General features: G+C 72.0%; 15 protein-coding genes. 8 read left to right on the top strand and 7 right to left on the bottom strand.

All coding sequences use genetic code 11. The features are described 5' to 3' along the window. Nucleotides 1–3: 3 nt before the first annotated feature. From J7I94_RS10315 to J7I94_RS10290, 6 genes are all read right to left on the bottom strand, one after another. Nucleotides 4–1479 carry a cell wall metabolism sensor histidine kinase WalK gene (locus J7I94_RS10315; protein ID WP_215166694.1) on the bottom strand — a complete coding sequence of 492 codons (1476 nt, stop codon included), beginning with the start codon at nucleotides 1477–1479 and terminating at the stop codon, nucleotides 4–6. Continuing rightward, nucleotides 1476–2213, bottom strand: coding sequence for a response regulator transcription factor (locus J7I94_RS10310; protein WP_215166693.1), 738 nt, complete (start codon nucleotides 2211–2213; stop codon nucleotides 1476–1478). The genes J7I94_RS10315 and J7I94_RS10310 overlap by 4 nt, the downstream gene beginning before the upstream one ends. A 62-nt stretch (nucleotides 2214–2275) precedes the next feature. Then, on the bottom strand, nucleotides 2276–2449 hold the full coding sequence (locus J7I94_RS10305) for a hypothetical protein (protein WP_215166692.1): 174 nt from the start codon (nucleotides 2447–2449) through the stop codon (nucleotides 2276–2278). A gap of 11 nt (nucleotides 2450–2460) precedes the next feature. Then, nucleotides 2461–3546, bottom strand: a complete 1086-nt coding sequence (locus tag J7I94_RS10300) for a S1C family serine protease (RefSeq protein WP_215166691.1) — start codon at nucleotides 3544–3546, stop codon at nucleotides 2461–2463. A 100-nt stretch (nucleotides 3547–3646) separates the two neighbouring features. Beyond that, nucleotides 3647–4669 (bottom strand): LacI family DNA-binding transcriptional regulator, encoded by a 1023-nt coding sequence (locus J7I94_RS10295; protein WP_215166690.1) that lies wholly within the window; start codon nucleotides 4667–4669, stop codon nucleotides 3647–3649. A gap of 43 nt (nucleotides 4670–4712) precedes the next feature. Continuing rightward, nucleotides 4713–5498 carry a response regulator transcription factor gene (locus J7I94_RS10290; protein WP_215166689.1) on the bottom strand — a complete coding sequence of 262 codons (786 nt, stop codon included), beginning with the start codon at nucleotides 5496–5498 and terminating at the stop codon, nucleotides 4713–4715. A 165-nt stretch (nucleotides 5499–5663) separates the two neighbouring features. Here J7I94_RS10290 and J7I94_RS10285 point away from each other — a divergent pair, with 165 nt between their 5' ends. The 7 genes from J7I94_RS10285 (at nucleotide 5664) to J7I94_RS10255 (ending at nucleotide 10902) form a co-directional block, all read left to right on the top strand. Then, nucleotides 5664–6500 carry an alpha/beta hydrolase gene (locus J7I94_RS10285; protein WP_215166688.1) on the top strand — a complete coding sequence of 279 codons (837 nt, stop codon included), beginning with the start codon at nucleotides 5664–5666 and terminating at the stop codon, nucleotides 6498–6500. A gap of 47 nt (nucleotides 6501–6547) precedes the next feature. Beyond that, nucleotides 6548–6826 carry a MoaD/ThiS family protein gene (locus J7I94_RS10280; protein ID WP_215166687.1) on the top strand — a complete coding sequence of 93 codons (279 nt, stop codon included), beginning with the start codon at nucleotides 6548–6550 and terminating at the stop codon, nucleotides 6824–6826. 10 nt (nucleotides 6827–6836) lie between these two features. Further along, on the top strand, nucleotides 6837–8042 hold the full coding sequence (locus J7I94_RS10275) for a hypothetical protein (RefSeq protein WP_215166686.1): 1206 nt from the start codon (nucleotides 6837–6839) through the stop codon (nucleotides 8040–8042). Nucleotides 8043–8148: 106 nt separating this feature from the next. Continuing rightward, the gene (locus J7I94_RS10270; protein ID WP_215166685.1) at nucleotides 8149–8886 is read left to right on the top strand and encodes a DUF2993 domain-containing protein; all 738 of its coding nucleotides are present in this window, start codon (nucleotides 8149–8151) and stop codon (nucleotides 8884–8886) included. 484 nt (nucleotides 8887–9370) lie between these two features. After that, nucleotides 9371–10210: a sulfurtransferase gene (locus tag J7I94_RS10265; RefSeq protein ID WP_215166684.1), complete on the top strand. Its 840-nt coding sequence runs from the start codon at nucleotides 9371–9373 to the stop codon at nucleotides 10208–10210. 32 nt (nucleotides 10211–10242) lie between these two features. Then, complete coding sequence (locus J7I94_RS10260; protein ID WP_030187974.1) at nucleotides 10243–10530, top strand: DUF1416 domain-containing protein; 288 nt, start codon at nucleotides 10243–10245, stop codon at nucleotides 10528–10530. Nucleotides 10531–10641: 111 nt separating this feature from the next. Beyond that, nucleotides 10642–10902, top strand: a complete 261-nt coding sequence (locus J7I94_RS10255; protein WP_215166683.1) for a DUF3099 domain-containing protein — start codon at nucleotides 10642–10644, stop codon at nucleotides 10900–10902. A 37-nt stretch (nucleotides 10903–10939) separates the two neighbouring features. Here the strand turns inward: J7I94_RS10255 and J7I94_RS10250 are convergent, their stop codons facing one another. Then, nucleotides 10940–11302, bottom strand: coding sequence for a DsrE family protein (locus J7I94_RS10250; RefSeq protein WP_215166682.1), 363 nt, complete (start codon nucleotides 11300–11302; stop codon nucleotides 10940–10942). A gap of 99 nt (nucleotides 11303–11401) precedes the next feature. On the opposite strand from J7I94_RS10250, the gene J7I94_RS10245 reads away from it, so the two are divergent. Continuing rightward, the gene (locus tag J7I94_RS10245) at nucleotides 11402–12145 is read left to right on the top strand and encodes a hypothetical protein (protein WP_215166681.1); all 744 of its coding nucleotides are present in this window, start codon (nucleotides 11402–11404) and stop codon (nucleotides 12143–12145) included. Nucleotides 12146–12249: the final 104 nt, after the last annotated feature.

Raw genomic sequence — 12249 nt, 5'->3', positions numbered from 1 at the left:
CCCTCATCCCTGACCCCCGTCACCCCCGTCCCCGTCCGGCGAGGACTCCGGAGGCGGTACCGGTGCCCCCGGCAGCCGGATCGTCGCCACCGTGCCGTCGCCCTCGGGGGCCGGGGCGAGGGTGACCTCGCCGCCCGCCTGCTGGACCGTGCGGGCCACGATGGACAGGCCGAGGCCCGAGCCGGGGAGGGAGCGGGCCGACTCCGAGCGCCAGAAGCGGTCGAAGACGTGGGGAAGTTCGGACGCGGAGATGCCGGGACCGTGGTCGCGGACCGTGAGCGTGCCGGCGGTCAGACGGACGTCGATCGTGCCGCCCTCGGGGCTGAACTTCACGGCGTTGTCGAGGATGTTGACCACCGCCCGTTCCAGCGCGGCCGGCTCGGCGCGTACGTACCAGGGTTCGACGTCCGCCGTGATGGTCAGCTCGGGGCCGCGCAGGCGGGCCCGGCGCAGGGCCGACTCGACGGTCTCCTGCCAGGCGACGATCTGGGTGCGGCCCGCGTGCTGGCCGGTGTCGGGGCGGGAGAGTTCCTGGAGGTCGCCGATGAGGGCGGCCAGTTCCGTCATCTGCGCCTTCACCGAGGCGAGCAGCGCCTTGCGGTCGGCCTCGGGGAGCGGGCGGCCGGTCTCCTCGCTGCGGGTGAGGAGTTCGATGTTGGTCCGGAGTGACGTCAACGGCGTACGCAGCTCATGTCCCGCGTCCGCGATCAGCTGCTGTTGCAGTTCGCGGGAGTTGGCCAGGGACGACGTCATGGAGTTGAACGAGTGCGAGAGGCGGGCGATCTCGTCCTCGCTGTCGTCGTCCACCGGGATGCGGACGCTCAGGTCCTCGGTGCGGGCGACGTGCTCGACGGCCTCGGTGAGTTTGTCGACGGGGCGCAGTCCGGCGCGGGCGACGGCGAGACCCGCCGCGCCGGCGCCGATCACGCCGACGCCGGAGACGAGGAGGAGGAGCAGGGCCAGGTCGTTCAGGGTCGACTGGGTGCCGTCCAGGGGGACGGCGGCGATGAGGACCGCGTCGGCACGGGCCTGGGTGCGCTGGTCGGTCAGCGGCAGCGACACCGTGAGCACGCGCAGGGCCTTGCCGTCCTCGGCGGTGCCGTTGCGCAGGATGCCCTCACCGGCCGAGGACTGCTGCATCACCTCCTCGTCGGCGTCGGTCACCTTGACCTCGCCGTAGGAGTTGGTGAACAGGCAGGTGGTGCCGTCGGCGGTGACGATCTGCGAGTAGGTGGTGCCGAAACCGCCCTCGCGGGGGGTCTGCGTGCAGGTGGCGAGGGCCTCCCGGATCTGGCCGACCTGCTTGGGGTCGGTGAGGGCCGTGGCCTTGCGCAGATCGGCGTCCAGCTGGTCGTACAGCTTCCCCTGCACGATGAACCAGCACGTCACCGACACGGCCGCCACCGCGAAGGCCACCGCCGCCGCGACCAGCAGGGCCAGCCGCGAGCGCAGGGGCAGGGAGCGCAGCCGCTTGATCACTCCGCGCCGCCCTGGCGCAGCACGTACCCGACGCCGCGCACGGTGTGGACCAGGCGCGGCTCGCCGCCCGCCTCGGTCTTGCGGCGCAGGTACATCACGTACACGTCGAGGGAGTTGGACGACGGCTCGAAGTCGAAGCCCCAGACCGCCTTGAGGATCTGCTCCCGGGTGAGGACCTGGCGCGGGTGCGCCATGAACATCTCCAGGAGGGTGAACTCGGTGCGGGTCAGCTCGACGGAGCGTCCGGCGCGGGTGACCTCGCGGGTGGACAGGTCCATGGTGAGGTCGGCGAAGGCGAGGACGTCGTCGTTCTCGTCGGCGGTGGCGGCCTGCGCCGCCGCGTAGGAGCTGCGGCGCAGCAGGGCCCGGACGCGGGCGAAGAGCTCGTCCAGCTCGAAGGGCTTGACCAGGTAGTCGTCGGCGCCGGCGTCCAGGCCGGTGACCCGGTCGCCGACGGTGTCGCGGGCGGTCAGCATCAGGATCGGGGTGGTGTCGCCGGTGGCGCGGATGCGGCGGGCGGCGGTCAGGCCGTCCATCCGCGGCATCTGGATGTCGAGGATCAGCAGGTCGGGCCGGTACGCCGCCGCCTTCTGCAGGGCGTCGGCGCCGTCCACGGCGACCTCGGTGTCGTACCCCTCGAAGGCGAGGCTGCGCTGGAGGGCTTCACGGACCGCCGGTTCGTCGTCGACGATCAGGATGCGCTGGGTGTCACGGTCGCCGTCTGCGGGGCTCATGGCTCGGTGTTCCTCGGGTGCGGTGGGGGACGGGGCTGGACCCCTTCAGCGTAAGCGGGGACTCAGCCGCGTACGGCGCCGCGGCGGCGGGCCGGGGCCCGGTGGGCGCGGGGGCGGCGGGGCGCCAGCTCGGGAGCCCGGGGCGCCGGCGGGTGCAGTGCCGACGCCACCTCCAGGGCCAGGGCGAACCCGGCCGGGTCGGTGCCGGTGACCGGATGGGAGACCTGCTCGATCATGGCGCTGCTCCTCAGCTGTCGGTGCCGCCGGCCCGCAGGGTGTCCAGGTCGGCCTTGACGGTGTTGATCGGGATCGCGAAGCCCAGGCCCACGCTGCCCGCCTCGGACGAGGACGAGGAGGAGCCGGAGGCCGAGTACATCGCGGAGTTGATGCCGATGATGTTGCCGTTCATGTCGATCAGAGCGCCGCCGGAGTTGCCCGGGTTGAGGGAGGCGTCGGTCTGGATCGCCTTGTACGTCGTCGTGGACGAGCCGGTGTCGCCGTTGAACTCCTGGCCGCCGAACTCGAACGGCCACTGACCGCTGCCGCCGCCCTGCTGCTGTTGCTGCTGCTGGCTCTCGTCCGTGGAGACGGTCACGTCACGGTTGAGGGCGGAGACGATGCCGCTGGTCACCGTGCCGGTCAGGCCCTCGGGGGAGCCGATCGCCACGACCTCGTCACCGACCTGCACGCCGTCCGAGTCGCCGAGGGTCGCCGCCGTCAGCCCGGAGGCGTCCTGGAGCTTGATCAGGGCCAGGTCCTTGGAGGCGTCGGTGCCGACGACCTCGGCGGTGTACTCCTTGCCGTCGCTGGTGGAGACCTTGACGGAGGTGGCGCCGGAGACGACGTGGTTGTTGGTGATGATCTCGCCGTCACTGGTGATGATCACGCCGGAGCCGGTGGAGGAACCGGCGGACGAGGTGGCGCTGATCTCGACGATGCTCGGGCTGACCGCCTTGGCGACCCCGGAGACCGTGCCCTTCTGGCTGGACGGCACCACGCTGGCGCTGGTGGAGCTGGAGACGACGGTGTCGCTGCCGGTCAGCTCCTGGATGCCGTAGGCGGTGCCGCCGCCGACCGCCGCCGCGACGATCGCCACCGCGGCCAGCAGGGCGAAGGGGCGCCGGGCGCGCTTCTTCGGAGCCCCGTCCACGGCGAGCGCGACGGGCGGCTGCGCCGGCGGGGGCGGCCACTCGGGGTTCACGGCGGAGGTCTGGTACTCACCCTCCGCGGCGGTCTGCTGAGCGTAGGCGTGCTGCTGGGCGCCCTCGTAGGGGTTGGCGTACGGGTTCTCGGAGGTCTCGTACTCGCCGTCGCGGCGGATGCTCTCGGTCATGTCCACGAGCATCACGGCCGACCATGAGAGGCTCCTGAGCGCTGACTGAGAAGCCCGGCAGAAGCTCGTATGCCCGATATAAAGCGTCCGGGAAGGCGGGTCACCCGCAGCCGCAGGACCGGCGGACCACCAGCCGGGACGGGAACACCTTCAGCCGCTCGCGCCGCGAACCGGCGATCCGCAGCCCGTCGTCGAGGACGAGGTCCACCGCCGCACGGGCCATCGCGGAGCGGTCGGAGGCGACCGTCGTCAGGCCCGGGTCGGCGAGCCCCGCCTCCTTGATGTCGTCGAACCCGGCCACCGCCAGCTCGCCCGGCACGTCCAGGCGCAGTTCGCGGGCGGCGCGCAGCACGCCGATCGCCTGGTCGTCGGTGGAGCAGAAGATCGCGGGCGGGCGGCGCGGCCCGGCGAGGATCTCCAGGGCCACCTGGTAGGCGTCGTAGCGGTTGTACGGCGCCTCGAAGAGCCGGCCCTCGGTGGACAGCCCGGCCTCCCGCATCGCGCGCCGCCAGCCCTCGACGTGGTCGGAGACGGGGTCGCCGACGGACGGGGTCTCGGCGGTGCCGCCCATGCAGGCGACGTAGTCGTGGCCGTGTTCCAGCAGGTGGCGTACGGCGAGCTGGGCGCCGCCGAGGTCGTCGGTGACGACGGCCACCTCGTCGATCCCCTCGGGGCGCTCGTGCAGCAGGACGACCCGGGCGTCCCAGGCCTCGATCTCGGCGGCGGCCAGGTCGTTCAGCGCGTGGCTGGCGAGGATCAGCCCCGAGACCCGCATGCCGAGGAAGGCGCGCAGGTAGTGCACCTCGCGCTCGGCCACGTAGTCGGTGTTGCCGACCAGCACCATCTTGCCGCGCTCGGCGGCGGCCCACTCGACCGCGTGCGCCATCTCCCCGAAGAAGGGCTGGCGGGCGTCGGGGATGATCAGGCCTATGAGGTCGGTGCGGCGCGACGCCATGGCCTGGGCGACCCGGTCCGGCCGGTACCCCAGTTCCTTGATCGCGGCGAGGACACGCTCGCGCGTGGCCGGGGCGACCGGCCGGGGTCCGTTGTTGATGACATAGCTGACCACGGCAGTGGAAGTCCCTGCCAGCCGCGCCACATCGTCCCGAGTCACCTTGGCCACGCGCGGAGTCTACGCGGATGGACCAGTCCAGGGGCAGGCCGTGTCAGACCTTGGTCGCACCCTCGCCGACCTCGGCGGCGCTCTCCGCCCCGGCCGCGCTGTCCGCCGCCGCCCGCCCGGAGTCGGCGTCCTCCGCCGCGCGGGCCGGCTTCTCGGGCTTCTCGGGCGTCACGAACCGGTAGCCGACGTTGCGCACGGTGCCGATCAGCGACTCGTGCTCGGGGCCGAGCTTGGCGCGCAGCCGCCGTACGTGCACGTCGACCGTGCGGGTGCCGCCGAAGTAGTCGTAGCCCCAGACCTCCTGGAGGAGCTGGGCGCGGGTGAAGACCCGGCCCGGGTGCTGCGCGAGGTACTTCAGCAGCTCGAACTCCTTGAAGGTCAGGTCCAGCACCCGGCCCTTGAGCTTGGCGGAGTACGTCGCCTCGTCGACCGACAGGTCGCCGTTGCGGATCTCCATCGGGGAGTCGTCGGCGACGATCTGCTGGCGGCCCATCGCCAGGCGCAGCCGGGCCTCGACCTCGGCCGGTCCGGCGGTGTCCAGGAGTACGTCGTCGATGCCCCAGTCGGCGGTGACGGCGGCGAGACCGCCCTCGGTGACGACCAGGACCAGCGGACAGCCGGGGCCGGTGGAACGCAGCAGCTGGCACAGGCTGCGCACCTGCGGCAGGTCACGGCGGCCGTCGATCAGGATCACGTCGGCCCCGGGGGTGTCCACCAGGGCGGGGCCCTCCGCGGGGGCCACGCGCACGTTGTGCAGCAGCAGTCCGAGGGCGGGCAGCACCTCCGTCGACGGCTGGAGGGCGTTGGTCAGGAGCAGCAGAGAACTCATACGTCGGGTTCCTCCTCGGTCCCTGCGAGGACGTTTGCGTTTTTGCTCTGCGATCCCGGGGCTCCGTACACCTGCGGTTTCCCGCCTCGTATACAACGCTTCCGAAAGCACAAAAGGACCCGGGGGCTTCACTGCCCGAGTCCTCTGCCCAGCACAATAGCCGACATGAGCGACGGTCCGGCAGGTCATGTGGCACGTTCCACCTTTCGTCCGCATTCCGAGACGGCTCGCCGGCGGCCTCTCCGGGAGCATTTGCGCACGTCCGACGGGGTGCGAATCGATTTCGTATACGACCCGCCGCGACTTGTATACGAAAGCTCCCGGCCACCCTGTCGTGATCTCGCGTTCGTCGTCGCCCACGGATTCACGGGCGACGCCGACCGCCCGCACATCCGCCGGATCGCCGCCGAATTCACCCGGTACGGGGCTGTCGCCACGTTCTCCTTCCGCGGTCACGGGGCGTCCGGCGGGCGCTCCACGGTCGGCGACCGCGAGGTCCTCGACCTGGCCGCGGCGGTCGACCGGGTCCGGAGCCTCGGGTACGCGCGCGTGGTGACCGTCGGCTTCTCCATGGGCGGCTCGGTGGTACTGCGGCACGCGGCGCTGCACGGCGGCGTCGACGCGGTGGTCTCGGTCAGCTCGCCGGCCCGCTGGTACTACCGGGGCACCGCCCCCATGCGGCGCCTGCACTGGCTGGTGCTGCGCCCCGAGGGCCGGCTCGTCGGCCGCTACGCCCTGCGCACCCGCATCCACGACCGGGACTGGGACCCGGTGCCGCTCTCCCCGGCCGAGGCGGCGGCCAGGATCGCGCCGGTACCGCTGCTGATCGTGCACGGCGACAGCGACGGCTACTTCCCCCTCGACCACCCCCGGATGCTGGCCGAGGCCGCCGGTGACCACGGCGAACTCTGGCTGGAGCCCGGCATGGGCCACGCCGAGCACGCCGCCACGGCCGAACTCCTGTGCCGTATCGGGGACTGGGCCCTCTCGCGGGCGAGCTAGCCTGACGGTGTCCACAGCCCGTAGACACAGGACTCAAAAGGATTTAGATGGCAAAGGTCACGGTGCGCTACTGGGCCGCCGCGAAGGCCGCCGCCGGGGTGGCGGAGGAGGCGTACGAGGCGGACACGCTCGCCGAGGCGATCGACGCCGTACGCGCGCGGCACGCCGGCTCCGGCTCCGGCTCCGGCTCCGGCGAGCTGGCGCGCGTGCTGCTGCGCTGCTCCTTCCTCGTCGACGGCGATCCCGTGGGCACGCGCGGGCATGAGACGGTACGGCTGGCCGACGGCGGCACGGTCGAGGTGCTCCCGCCGTTCGCAGGAGGGTGACGACCGACCGATGACGAACCAGCCGTTCGACAGACACGAGCCGCGGCAGTGGCAGGGTCCCGCGCAGGGGTACGACGACCCGCGCGAGGCCGAGCAGTACACCCAGCAGTGGCAGGGGCAGACCTGGGAGACGTCCGTACAGCCACCGGTACCGGCGGCCCCGGCGGAGGAGACGGCGTATCTGCCGCAGCAGCAGTACGGGCAGCAGCAGTACGGGCAGCAGCCTCCGCAGCAGTACCAACAGCCGTATCAGCAGTACCCGCAGCAGCAATACGGACAACAGCACGGGCAGCAGTACGGACAACAGCACGGGCAGCAGTACGGACAGCCTCAGCAGTACCCGGCGCAGACCTACACGCCGCAGCCGCAGCCGGAACCCCAGCCCCAGCCCCGGCCCCAGCCGTACGAGCCGCCCCCCGCCCCGGACACCGGGTACGGCCCCGCCACCATCGCCGGGAACGCCCGGATCACCGATGCCCAGCGGGCCCGCGCCGAGGGGCGTTCGCCGATCATCGAGCCCGGCGGGCAGCCGGCCGCGCTCACCGCGCTGCTGGGGCTGCTGCTGGCCGGTGCCGCGGCGGTCGGCGGCTACGCCGTGCTCGTGCCGCTGGTCGTGCTCCAGGCGGTCACCGCGGCGGGCTGGTTCCGGCTGAACGGGATGTGGCCGGCCCGGCAGGGCATCGCGCTGGGCTTCCTCGGCGCGCTGGTCGCGGACGCGGCGCTGCTGGTCTCCGACCGCTCCCCGGCGGCCCTGCTCGGCACGATCGGGGTGTGGGTGCTCCTCTCCCTCGTCCTGCACCTGCGGTCGCACGCCGATCCGGACGAGCGGATGTACGGCCTGACGGCCACCGTCGTCGCCTCGGCGCTGGCGATCGTCGCGGGCGGCTGGCTCGCGGCCGACGCGGACGCGGTGACGGTCGGCGCGATCGCGGTGGCGGTCGCCGCCCTGGTCCGCGCCCTGCCGCTGCCGACGCCGGTGTCGGTGGCCGTGGCGCTGCTCGCCGCGGCCGGTGCCGGGTTCGCCGCGGGCGGGATCACGGACCTCGGCTCGTCGGGGGCGCTGCTCGGGGCGGGCGCGGCGGTGTGCGCGCTGGCCGGCCACCGGGTGGCGAGCTACGACTACCCGTCCCGGTTCGTGCACTTCACCGCGGGTGTCGCCCTGCCGCTGAGCGCGGCGGCGCCGGCCGTGTGGGCGCTCGGACGGGTGCTGGGCTGACCGTGGCGCGGGCCGTCACTGTCACAGATGATCGACGGATTGTTCGGGGTCGGCCGGGGACGGCTACGGTGGCCCTCGACCGTGAAGTCCGCTGGGGTGGGAAGAAATGCGCGCACTGCGAATACTGCTGATCGTCGTCGTGGTCCTGAGCGGGCTGTTCGTGGCCGCCGACCGGCTCGCGGTGAACTTCGCGGAGGGCGAGGTCGCGGACAAGCTGAAGGCCCAGGAGGACCTGACCGCCACCCCGGACGTGTCGATCAACGGCTTCCCCTTCCTCACCCAGGTCGCGGGCGGTGAACTGGACGACGTCGAGGTCACCATGGACGAGTACGCGGCGACGGCCGGCGGCGGCACGGAGCAGGTCCGGATCGACGACCTGAGGGCGCACATGAAGGGCATCGCGTTCTCCGGTGACTACAGCTCCGCCACCGCGGCCACCGCGTCCGGCACGGCGACCGTCTCCTACGACGAGTTGCTGAAGGCCGCGGGGTCCGAGCCCGTGCAGATCACCTCCGGCGTCACGGCCGGCATCGTCGGCCTCTCGGACGGCGGCAACGGCAAGATCGACGTCGCCGTGGAGGCGACGGTGCTCGGCACCAAGCTGCCCGAGCCGATCCACGTGCTCAGCTCCGTGACGGTCGAGGGCGACAAGGTCGGCGTGACCGCCGACGATCTGCCGTCGTTCGGCCAGGTCGACCTGTCCGACGCCCAGATCCGGCAGATCACCGACTTCCAGCAGGTGATCGACGAACTGCCCGGCGGCATCAAGCTGGACAAGGTCGAGGCGGCGAAGGACGGCGTCGAGATCTCGGTGACGGGTTCGAACGTCAAACTGGCCGGGTAGGACGGATTCCGGGCGGACGGGCGAGCGCTCAGCCGCCCCGGGCCGTTCCGGCCGCCCGGTCCGGCACGCAGGCCACCCGGTCCGGCGCCCAGGCCACCCGGTCCGGTGCCCAGGCCACCCGGTCCGGCACCCAGGACGGACGGCGAATGTCCGCCAGATGAGACGACGGCGTCCGCCCGGCAGCGCACCGGGCCCCGCACCCCGTCCCGTATCCCACATCGCGGACGATCCTGTCTCATCATCCGACACGACGGTGACACGCCCGCAGGGTCGTCCTTACGATCGGACACCATGAAGCGACAGGCGGATCTCACGAAGCGGCGGGCAGTGGACCTGTGCCGCGTTGCCGCCATGCTCTGTCGCCCGTTCTGAGCGGAAGCCCGCCTTCCGCGTTCGCCGCCTGCCCTGTTCCAGGGCACCGGTGCGCCGTGCGCGCACCCACCGCACTCGCACGCCCCGCCGCAACTGCCCCGGAGGAGAGAACATGAGCCGCAGTGACGTCCTGGTCGACGCCGACTGGCTGCAGGACCACCTGGACGACGAGAACATCGCGATCGTCGAGGTGGACGAGGACACGTCCGCGTACGACAAGAACCACATCAGGAACGCGATCCGGATCGACTGGACCAAGGACCTCCAGGACCCGGTCCGCCGTGACTTCATCGACCAGGAGGGCTTCGAGAAGCTCCTGTCGGCGAAGGGCATCGCCAACGACACGCTGGTGATCCTCTACGGCGGCAACAACAACTGGTTCGCGTCCTATGCCTACTGGTACTTCAAGCTCTACGGCCACGAGAACGTCAAGCTGCTCGACGGCGGCCGCAAGAAGTGGGAGCTGGACGCCCGCGAGCTGGTCGAGGAGGTCCCCGAGCGGGCCACCACGAACTACAAGGCCAAGCCGCAGGACACGTCCATCCGCGCCTTCCGCGACGACGTCGTCAAGGCGATCGGCGCGCAGAACCTGGTCGACGTCCGCTCGCCCGACGAGTTCTCCGGCAAGCTGCTCGCCCCGGCCCACCTGCCGCAGGAGCAGTCGCAGCGTCCGGGCCACGTCCCGTCCGCGCGCAACATCCCGTGGTCGAAGAACGCCAACGACGACGGCACCTTCAAGTCGGACGAGGAGCTCAAGCAGCTCTACACCGACGAGCGGGTCGACCTGGCCAAGGACACCATCGCCTACTGCCGCATCGGCGAGCGCTCGGCCCTGACCTGGTTCGTGCTGCACGAGCTGCTGGGCGTGGAGAACGTCAAGAACTACGACGGCTCCTGGACCGAGTACGGCTCCCTGGTCGGCGTGCCGATCGAGCTCGGCGCCGCCAAGTAACCCGCTGCGACCCGCGACGTAAGGACTAGGACATGTGTGGAGCGAAGGCCGGCGGCCCGGACGCCTCGACGATCAAGCCCGGTGAGACCACCATCCAGGGTCAGGTGACCCGGGACGGCGAGCCGGTGACGGGCTACGTCCGTCTGCTGGACGCCACCGGCGAGTTCACGGCGGAGGTCCCGACCTCCGCGACGGGCCAGTTCCGCTTCTACGCGGCCGAGGGCACCTGGACCGTCCGCGCCCTGGTCCCGGGCGGCACGGCCGACCGCACGGTGGTCGCCCAGCAGGGCGGCCTGGCGGAGGTCGCGATCGCCGTCTGACGCATGCGTGACGGCATGTGCGACGGCATGTGTGACGGCCGAGGGCCGCGCCCCACGGGTTGGACGCCCGGGACGCGGCCCTCCGGCATGTCCGGACCTACCCTGGAGTACATGTACGCACGGCGGCGGCACGTGTACTTCGCCCTGATGGGCACCTGTATCGCGCTCTTCGTGCTGGCCTGGGGCGTCGTCCGGATCTGGTCCGTCCCGGCGGCCGTCGGCATGTGCGTGGTCGCCATGGTCATCCCGCCGTTCGCCGCGATCGTCGCCAACCGCCGCGGCCCCGAGGACCGCTGGTGGGACGACCCGTCCGGCGACCCGGAGTCGGACGAGTGGTGGGACGAACTGGACGGCAGGAAACGACGACGCTGATCCAGGGGAGCCGGTCGGGTCACTCGCCCCGGGCGGCTCAGTAGACGAGCGCCTGGGTGTCGTCGGCCAGGGCCTCCTGGACGAAGACCTGGGCGCCGGCGATGCGGACGCCCTCGATGACGTCCTCCTCGGTGATGCCGCGCCGCGCCGCGCACTGGGTGCACAGCGTCAGCCGGCCGCCGCTCAGCAGGGAGTCGATCAGGTCGGGCAGCGGTGCCGCGTGCGGGAGTTCGAACTCGGCGGCACGGCCCGGCAGCGCGAACCAGGAGGACTCGCCGGTCAGCCACATCGAGACGTCCACGCCGCTGGCCACGGCCACCGCCGCCACCGTGAACGCCTGCGAGCAGCGTTCGGGGGCATCGGCCCCCGCGGTCACCTTGATCACGAGCTTCTTCGCCATGGCCGAATCGTAATCAACGCCCCCGCAACCCCTGGTGACAGCCATGAGTCTCCTGTGCGCGCTCGCGGAATGCGCGCTTCACGTCCTGTGGGGGACATCTTGGAAGAACAAGCAGAACCAGAAGACAGAGCAGGGGCGGTACGGTCCCGGCGGAAGGGGCGTACCGCCCTGCTGATCGGCACCGCCGCCGTGCTCGGTGTGATCGCCGGCACCTGCGGCGGCTACCTCGTCCAGGCCGACCGGGAACCGACGCGGCTGCCCGCGCTGTCGCAGGCCGCGCTCGCGCGGGGCGAGGGCGACGGGCCCGAGCCGCTGCCGGCCGCGCGGGACCGCCAGGTGCGGACCGACGGCGACCTCCGTGAGCTGCTGGTGAAGAAGCCCGGCGGGACCCGGGAGGCCGACTGGCTGGCCGGCTCCGACGGCTGGCTGGACCTGGCCGGCTACTCCGCCGCCTTCAACCGGCCGGACAGCGCCTTCGAGACCCTGGTCGACCAGGAGTTCCGCCGGGCGGCCGTCACCGGCTGGGAGACGGACGACGGGACGGTCGAGGTCCGGCTGATCCAGTTCCGGCAGGAGGAGTACGTCGCCGCCGCCGAGGTCGGTGACGAGGCCCAGTACTGGGCCGAGCAGGGGGACACCGACAGCTGGCCGATCGCCGGTACGGGGGACGGGCGGGCGTACGTCCACAACGTGCCCGACAGCGAGGCGGGCGTCCCGGTGTACAGCGCGGAGGCGCACGCCTGGCGGGGTGACATCGCCATGGAGATCTGGATCTACAGCGCCGAACCGATCGAGAAGAAGACGATCACCGACCTGGCCGACCGGCAGATGGAGCGGCTGTGACCGACGACCACCGCGAGGACGACCACCGCGAGGACCGGTCCGCTGCCGCGCCCGGCACGCCCTCCGCCGCCGTCCCGGACGCACCCGCAGCGGACCTCCCGGCC

It is taken from the genome of Streptomyces sp. ISL-12 (assembly GCF_018614415.1).
Taxonomy (GTDB): Bacteria; Actinomycetota; Actinomycetes; order Streptomycetales; family Streptomycetaceae; genus Streptomyces.
This window is presented reverse-complemented; position numbering and strand designations above follow the sequence as displayed.

What these genes read in the sequence shown, in the direction of transcription:
- J7I94_RS10260 (WP_030187974.1), top strand. Translation starts at nt 10,243, where the DNA reads ATGTGTGGAGCGAAGGCCGGCGGCCCGGACGCCTCGACGATCAAGCCC.
- J7I94_RS10310 (WP_215166693.1), bottom strand. Translation starts at nt 2,213, where the DNA reads ATGAGCCCCGCAGACGGCGACCGTGACACCCAGCGCATCCTGATCGTC.
- J7I94_RS10290 (WP_215166689.1), bottom strand. Translation starts at nt 5,498, where the DNA reads ATGAGTTCTCTGCTGCTCCTGACCAACGCCCTCCAGCCGTCGACGGAG.
- J7I94_RS10250 (WP_215166682.1), bottom strand. Translation starts at nt 11,302, where the DNA reads ATGGCGAAGAAGCTCGTGATCAAGGTGACCGCGGGGGCCGATGCCCCC.
- J7I94_RS10270 (WP_215166685.1), top strand. Translation starts at nt 8,149, where the DNA reads ATGCGCGCACTGCGAATACTGCTGATCGTCGTCGTGGTCCTGAGCGGG.
- J7I94_RS10285 (WP_215166688.1), top strand. Translation starts at nt 5,664, where the DNA reads ATGAGCGACGGTCCGGCAGGTCATGTGGCACGTTCCACCTTTCGTCCG.
- J7I94_RS10255 (WP_215166683.1), top strand. Translation starts at nt 10,642, where the DNA reads ATGTACGCACGGCGGCGGCACGTGTACTTCGCCCTGATGGGCACCTGT.
- J7I94_RS10280 (WP_215166687.1), top strand. Translation starts at nt 6,548, where the DNA reads ATGGCAAAGGTCACGGTGCGCTACTGGGCCGCCGCGAAGGCCGCCGCC.
- J7I94_RS10275 (WP_215166686.1), top strand. Translation starts at nt 6,837, where the DNA reads ATGACGAACCAGCCGTTCGACAGACACGAGCCGCGGCAGTGGCAGGGT.
- J7I94_RS10265 (WP_215166684.1), top strand. Translation starts at nt 9,371, where the DNA reads ATGAGCCGCAGTGACGTCCTGGTCGACGCCGACTGGCTGCAGGACCAC.
- J7I94_RS10305 (WP_215166692.1), bottom strand. Translation starts at nt 2,449, where the DNA reads ATGATCGAGCAGGTCTCCCATCCGGTCACCGGCACCGACCCGGCCGGG.
- J7I94_RS10300 (WP_215166691.1), bottom strand. Translation starts at nt 3,546, where the DNA reads ATGACCGAGAGCATCCGCCGCGACGGCGAGTACGAGACCTCCGAGAAC.